Genomic DNA, 6,323 nt, shown 5'->3' with positions numbered 1-6,323 from the left:
TAACCTTAATACCAAAAAACTTACTGTTGTTCTTCGCGAGGATCCCAAAACCAATAACCGTATGTTTTTTGCGATGCAAGCCACGGCGCATGGCCTATGGCTCTCGGTGAATAACTCGGGTGACTTGAAGCTTACGACAACGCCCGGCACATTGTGGTATTGGTCGTTTGCCACACGACGGGTGACTCATCGAATTCCTGTCTATCATGCACCGACATTACTCTATGGGGGAGTGCCTGGCGGCGCGGTGTTTTCTGGAGACTATTCGCTGGCCCCAGGGTCGCCTGTCAATCCGGCGCCCTATCCCGTTTACGTGGCTAACTATGAACGAGAAGTAGTGATTCAAATTACGCCAGCAGATAATCCCGGAGGGGAAACATCTGTAGACGGACCGTATGTGGCTATTGATGGCGTGGGCGAAAATGGGGAATTGGTGAATACTCAACAAAATAGCGTTACTACCATCCCCTCGCCTCGAGGATTGGTATCGGGCGGGTATGTCGTGATAGAACAGTCCCAGTCACTCAGGTGGGCGCCACTGCCCCATTAGTGAGCGCCAGTTTGAGGTACTTTGGGCCAACTTCTAGATCGTTGATGGCAAGTGGCCGGATGTAGAACCGATGCCGTCCGCCCACAAGATTGGGCCGCAATAGCGAAAAAGCCTATAGGTTTTTTGTGCCAACATCCGATCTCGCCTACGTGATGTCTTGGGAAGAGTGGCTAAAATTACCATCTATACAATCTAAAAGCGTTGTGGTATCTTGCCTTCTCCATCCTGTAGGTGAGGGATCCGTGTGATGCGTATCATTGGAATGGTTCAGAGGACAGACGAGGGCTTTTGCGCGTCGCCGATTATCGTAGAGATTGAGGGTGTTTTTGGCCACTCTCAAACACCAGTGGCATCATGTTCTTCGAGAACCGCGGATTGACTTATGGTTGCTTGCGTAGATACCGCCACCCAAAAGCGGAACATATCGCGGCAATCCCGACGTTGACGAAGAGTCTTTTCATCGTATGATGCTTGAAAAAGAGGACATCGACGCATACGATGACGGCTATCAATACGACAATGTATAGAACCGTCAACCAGCGTCGTGTCATCATGATAACCTCCTCGTGAGACCGAACGGGCCACTACGCTATCTCTTTAACTGTGCGTCACACATGAGGATCGTCCTAGTGAAATTCCGGCTCAGTGCGTTGAGGCTCTCGGGAGCCGCGTTTACGGGATGATTGGTTTCGTAAATAGGGTTTCTGGCGCGCCAGGTTCGGATTCTGGGCTCGGGCCAATGGGGTGAAACCCGTGACGATAATAGAGACGAATCGCCGCGGCATTATGGTCTCGAACGCTGAGTAGAAGCCGCGTTGCCTTTTGAGCCTTAGACCATGCCATCACCGCCTCGACGAGTTGATCACTTACTCCCGCGCCTCGTGCAAACGGGGCCACCCAGAGCGACATCAACTCGGTATCCGAACCGTTGGACTGGCCACTTACCATCCCTCCGGGAGTCTCATTCATATAGGCTACAATATTCAAGGGAACGTCCGAAAGACGTTGGCGCCAACGATTTTCGCGGTCTCCGGCTCCCTGCCAGTCGCCGAGACGCGAACCGAAGGCTAACGGAGATTCCTCCAGAGCAGCTAAGCGCAATTCTCTCCACAACCGCCAGTCATCGGGTGTGAGTCTTTTGAGATGGGTCATATGTCCCCTCCTTTGATATCTTCATGCCTTCGACTGCGACAAACACGATTCCTTGTTTGACGGTAGTCGCCAACAGGGACTCTTTCTTATGGCTACAGCACCTGTGTTTAAGGTGTTGTGCTACCATATTAAACGACGATATGCACTAGAGAGCCAAGGTAAGCGCCTCAGGCGATTCGCAGCTTCGGTTAGCTACGCGAGGATGGTATCGGTGTATCCTATCGGATTTTGGGTGAACCCGCTAAGGAATCATCTTTCTTCTATGTGCATCGACTTACGGGCGGCTAACCACGAAGATGTATTAATACTCTGGAATTTGGGCGATGTGTGCACTATGAGTGGTATATCAGGAGAGGGGTCATGAATCGCGTCATGGTAATGGGGGTATCCCCTGGGAGTGGGAAGTCCACATTTGCGCGGCGATTCAGTATGGTTATAGGGATTCCGGTGACACATTTAGATACCTTATTTTGGAATCCGGGGTGGGTTCAGTCGACGCCGGAACTGTTCTTGTGCCGTCAACAAGAAGTGGTGAGTCGCGACCGGTGGATTATCGAGGGGAACTATACGACCACTGGATATGGATTGCGAACCGATCGAGCAGACACACTTATCTATCTTGACATGCCTCTTCTGCTCTGTGTATTTCGTGTTTTTAGGCGGCGCTATGAGTTCCGCGAAGGCAGCCGTATGGATATGGCGCCAGGTTGCCCAGAAAAGATTGATTGGGCATTTCTTCGATTTATTCTAACTACATATCACCGACGCCGCCGGAATATTGCACATCGGCTTCGTTCTTTTGAATCCTTGGGAGACGGTAGACGGGCGATCGTACTGAAGGGTTCACGAGAGATTGAGGCATTTCTTCGAGCGACTTCAGAGAGGATTGCGCAACCCTACGCCACGACAGACTAACATCGTGATGGCGGTATGGTATGGCATGGCATGGCATGGCATCATAACAAGGTAAACACTGTAAACGTCTCGGAAGTGGCTGGTTTCAGTCATTTAGGCCAGATACTTCAAGGGGTGCGCGCTCGACCGCTATCTGATATCAAAACGATGGCTATGGTTTAAAGTGACGTTGAGGAGAGAGAAGGGCCGAGTCCGTCTTCCGCCACTCCCGTCGGGCACGTTTCATGCAGACGTAGGCTTAATAGGGCTCCTAGCGCACAGGCAATGCCAAAGAATAGCAATCCTGCTCCAACCCCAAAGACAGAACTCAAAAATCCATATCCCGCAATGCCTACCACACCGCCAATACGTCCTGCCATTTCGGATAATCCTTCTCCAGTGCCGCGCCACGAGGTGGAAAACTGTTCCGCTGGGGCAATGACAATCGTTTTATCAGGGCCAGCAGGTCCAAAAAAATAAGTGGCAATCATGAGAATCGCGACAATGACAAGTGGAATATGGTGAAAGCATAGAAATAACGTCCCTAAGGTTATCAGTGCCAGTGCCCGCCCTGAAAACCCCAATATTTGCAGAGGTCTTCGTCCCCAGCGGTCAATTAGCCACACCGTGCAAAGAGCAGCCGGTATGGTAACAGATTTGACGATAACACTGCTCCAAGAAGCATCGGCGATCGAACTGCCAAACAACGAAATCATGATGAGGGGAAGAAACATGCCAAGCCCTTGATCCGTAATCTGATACAGAAAGTAACTGCCTTGGGCGACTTGAAGAGTTTGGCGCATTTTGTCCCGACTAAAATAATGGAAGGCCGATTTCACGCTGTTATGATGCGGAGCGCGTTGCCATAAGGGCGACTCGACAACTCGGCTGCGCAGAACGATGAGGGGAATGGCCAATACTACCCCAGTGGCTAAGGTTATACGCCATCCTGATCCGACGCCTAGGGAAATGAGCCAACTACCTATGCCATAGGCGATCACGGTACCAAAATTAGCCACCCACATGACCCATGCCATGGTTCGACCACGGCGTTCGATGGGACAAACTTCGGTCAGAAAGGCGAAGCTGATAGCAAAGTCTGCGCCGACACCAAATCCTACAATAAGGCGGGCACCCAATAGCCACCAAATATTGGGGCTGAGTGCACTGACCAGAGCTGCGCCGAGAAAACATACATAATCCCACATCAATACGCCGCGCCGACCATAGCGGTCGGCTAATACACCGCCAGCCAAACTCCCCAGAATCATTCCGATCGAGGTAATCGAGGCCACCATCGATAGTTCCCATCCTTGGAGTCGCCATATATGTTTCAGTGTGACTAATACCATCGCCATGAGGCCCATATCATAGGAACTGAGCAAAATTCCTGCACCTGCGATAACTGACTGTGATTTCCAGCGCCCCATGAATACCTCCTGCCCCTTTTGACCACTCCATCAATGTTGTTAGCCTACGCTAACAAATGATTGTCTGTCAACGACCAAGACGGCTCCGTGTTGCCCCTGAGAGACCAATATCGCGGAGTGCATTGTACTGGAATATACTCTAGTAAACAAATATACCTTGTGGAGTATGAGTTTTCTCGCGAAAAAGATGGGTCTTATCGGCTATCAGCTCAATATGTGCAAAACGTTCAAGTAACATTAAAATGAAACGTAGAGAATGGTAAGACGTTGACTCTCTGTTTATGGCTTACGCGAGGAATTTTTATCATACCATAGTCGGTATTGTATTCAAGGAGGTTGTTCATGGGCGGAACATTGAATTTAATGCTACTTTCTGGTGATTACGCGAAAGTGCATGCAGCCGCCATGGTGAGTTTGGTGGCGGGAAGTCTTGGTCAAAGTGTCAATGTATTTGTTTCCATGGAAGCATTGCCAGCGTTTCACAAAGAGGAATCCGTGCGCAGCACGATCTCCCGGGGGCCCGTGGCAGAAGACATTGCCCGGACGGCTAATCCCGATTACCTGGGACTTTTCGAGCAAGCGAAAGAGATAGGAGACATTCACCTGTACGCCTGCAGTTTAGTGGCAGATATTAAGCAGTGGGAGTTAGGTGATCTTGTTCCGCTCTTTGATGACGTGATGGGGATCGCCGGATTTCTGGGCCAGGTAGATCAGGGTACGTCACTAACATTTTAGCCAATGAGCGTGATAAGGAGGCAAAGAGTGATGGCAGAAGAGGCAAAGGTGGTAGATGCCCGGGGATCTTTTTGCCCTGGGCCGTTAATGGAACTCATTAAGGGCATTCGGCAAGAAACGGTCGGTACGATTCTTGAAGTATGGTCATCGGACCGCGGTTCAGCTAAAGATATTCCCGAGTGGGTCAAGAAGGCAGGACACGAGGTTGTCGGTTCTACCGAAGATGCAGGTATCTATAAAGTCCAAGTGAAGAAATTGAAATAGGTCCAGCGTACGGAGCTGGACCTCACTTTTCTGACGATTGGTCTATATTATCAAAATAGTTCGATAATAGGAGGAATAGGCATGACGAAAATTGTGTTGCTTGGCGGTGGCGTTGGCGGAAGCATGGTGTCCAATCAACTCGCGCGTCAGTTGAAGCCAGAAATTTTAAGTGGAGAGGTCGAGATTACGGTCGTCAACGAAAGTGATCAACATGTCTACCAACCGTATTTTTTGTATATGGCTTTTGATCAAGCAGTGCCGGCCGATGCGCATCGCCCGGAACGCAGTGTGCTGAATCGCCATATCAAACTTGTGGTCGGTCATGCAGACCGTATCGACAAAGCATCTAACCAGGTGCTCATGAGTGACGGCAAAAAGATTCCTTATGACTATTTAGTCATTGCCACTGGTAGTCGTCCTGCGCCTGAAACGGTTCCGGGATTGGTAGACGGCGGGCACATTTTTTACACTGAAGAAGGCGCGCTTAAGTTGCGCGACGCGTTACACGAATTTGAGGGGGGACGGGTGGTTGTGACCGTCAGTGTCCCTCATAAGTGTCCGGTGGCCCCTGTGGAATTTACCTTGATGGTCCGCGATTGGCTTAATTCCCGAGGATTGGGAGAGAAGTCGGAAGTGGTCTATACATATCCCATTGGGCGACTGCATTCCCTGGAGCCGGTCGCCAATTGGGCAACCGGAGTGTTCGAAGAGCGTGGTATTACCTCGCATACGTTCTTCAATATCGAGAGTGTGGATGCCGAAAAGCATACGATAACCAGTATGGAGGGGGAAACCTTGGACTATGACCTATTGGTATCGATTCCGCCACACATGGGGCAAGAGGTCATTAAACGGTCGGAGATTGGCGACGCAGGAAACTGGATTCCTACCGATCGATATAGCCTCATGATGGAGGGCTCCGATAATGTTTATGTACTTGGCGATGCGACCAACTTGCCAATTAGCAAAGCCGGATCGACCGCCCATTTTGAGGCTGATGTGGTAGCGGCCAACCTCATTAACCGAGTGCACGGAGGAAAAGGGTCGATTCGTTATGACGGTAAGGTATTTTGTTTCATCGAAGCCGGAAAAGACCAAGCCACCTATATTAAGTTCGATTATCAACATCCTCCCAAGCCACAGCCCCCCAGCGACTTGATTCACCTCTATAAATTGGCGTTCAACAAGATGTACTGGCTTTCAGCGTCAGGAATTTTGTAGAGCATGACTTGGGGAAGGGAGGGGACGTATGGCTACGGTAGAAATGGACGAATCGACCCTAAAAGAAATTAGTAGTC

At 50.2% G+C, this 6,323-nt stretch carries 8 protein-coding genes; 5 read left to right on the top strand and 3 right to left on the bottom strand.

All coding sequences use genetic code 11. The features are described 5' to 3' along the window. Window positions 1-550, top strand: a 550-nt coding sequence (locus ACOJWD_RS10665) for a hypothetical protein (protein WP_486993214.1), incomplete at its 5' end; no start/stop codon positions are given. Window positions 551-930: 380 nt separating this feature from the next. Here ACOJWD_RS10665 and ACOJWD_RS10660 read toward each other — a convergent pair. Together ACOJWD_RS10660 and ACOJWD_RS10655 are read right to left on the bottom strand one after the other, a co-directional pair. Continuing rightward, window positions 931-1,104: a hypothetical protein gene (locus ACOJWD_RS10660; protein WP_486993213.1), complete on the bottom strand. Its 174-nt coding sequence runs from the start codon at window positions 1,102-1,104 to the stop codon at window positions 931-933. Window positions 1,105-1,222: 118 nt separating this feature from the next. After that, window positions 1,223-1,702, bottom strand: a complete 480-nt coding sequence (locus ACOJWD_RS10655) for a GNAT family N-acetyltransferase (protein WP_486993212.1) — start codon at window positions 1,700-1,702, stop codon at window positions 1,223-1,225. A 360-nt stretch (window positions 1,703-2,062) separates the two neighbouring features. Here ACOJWD_RS10655 and ACOJWD_RS10650 point away from each other — a divergent pair, with 360 nt between their 5' ends. After that, entirely contained in the window at window positions 2,063-2,617 is a 555-nt protein-coding gene (locus tag ACOJWD_RS10650) for a P-loop NTPase family protein (RefSeq protein ID WP_486993211.1), read from the top strand. Window positions 2,618-2,775: 158 nt separating this feature from the next. Here the strand turns inward: ACOJWD_RS10650 and ACOJWD_RS10645 are convergent, their stop codons facing one another. After that, window positions 2,776-4,026, bottom strand: a complete 1,251-nt coding sequence (locus ACOJWD_RS10645) for an MFS transporter (protein WP_486993210.1) — start codon at window positions 4,024-4,026, stop codon at window positions 2,776-2,778. A 342-nt stretch (window positions 4,027-4,368) separates the two neighbouring features. Between ACOJWD_RS10645 and ACOJWD_RS10640 the strand changes: the two genes are divergently transcribed. The 3 genes from ACOJWD_RS10640 to ACOJWD_RS10630 all read left to right on the top strand — a co-directional run bounded on the left by ACOJWD_RS10640 (window position 4,369) and on the right by ACOJWD_RS10630 (window position 6,246). Further along, window positions 4,369-4,761 (top strand): hypothetical protein, encoded by a 393-nt coding sequence (locus tag ACOJWD_RS10640; RefSeq protein WP_486993209.1) that lies wholly within the window; start codon window positions 4,369-4,371, stop codon window positions 4,759-4,761. Window positions 4,762-4,791: 30 nt separating this feature from the next. After that, the gene (locus ACOJWD_RS10635; RefSeq protein ID WP_486993208.1) at window positions 4,792-5,025 is read left to right on the top strand and encodes a sulfurtransferase TusA family protein; all 234 of its coding nucleotides are present in this window, start codon (window positions 4,792-4,794) and stop codon (window positions 5,023-5,025) included. A gap of 81 nt (window positions 5,026-5,106) precedes the next feature. Then, window positions 5,107-6,246, top strand: a complete 1,140-nt coding sequence (locus ACOJWD_RS10630; RefSeq protein ID WP_486993207.1) for an NAD(P)/FAD-dependent oxidoreductase — start codon at window positions 5,107-5,109, stop codon at window positions 6,244-6,246. Window positions 6,247-6,323: the final 77 nt, after the last annotated feature.

It is taken from the genome of Sulfobacillus sp. TH-112, from assembly GCF_057473405.1.
The sequence above is the reverse complement of the archived record's forward strand: the minus strand, read 5'-3'. Positions and strand labels throughout refer to the sequence as shown.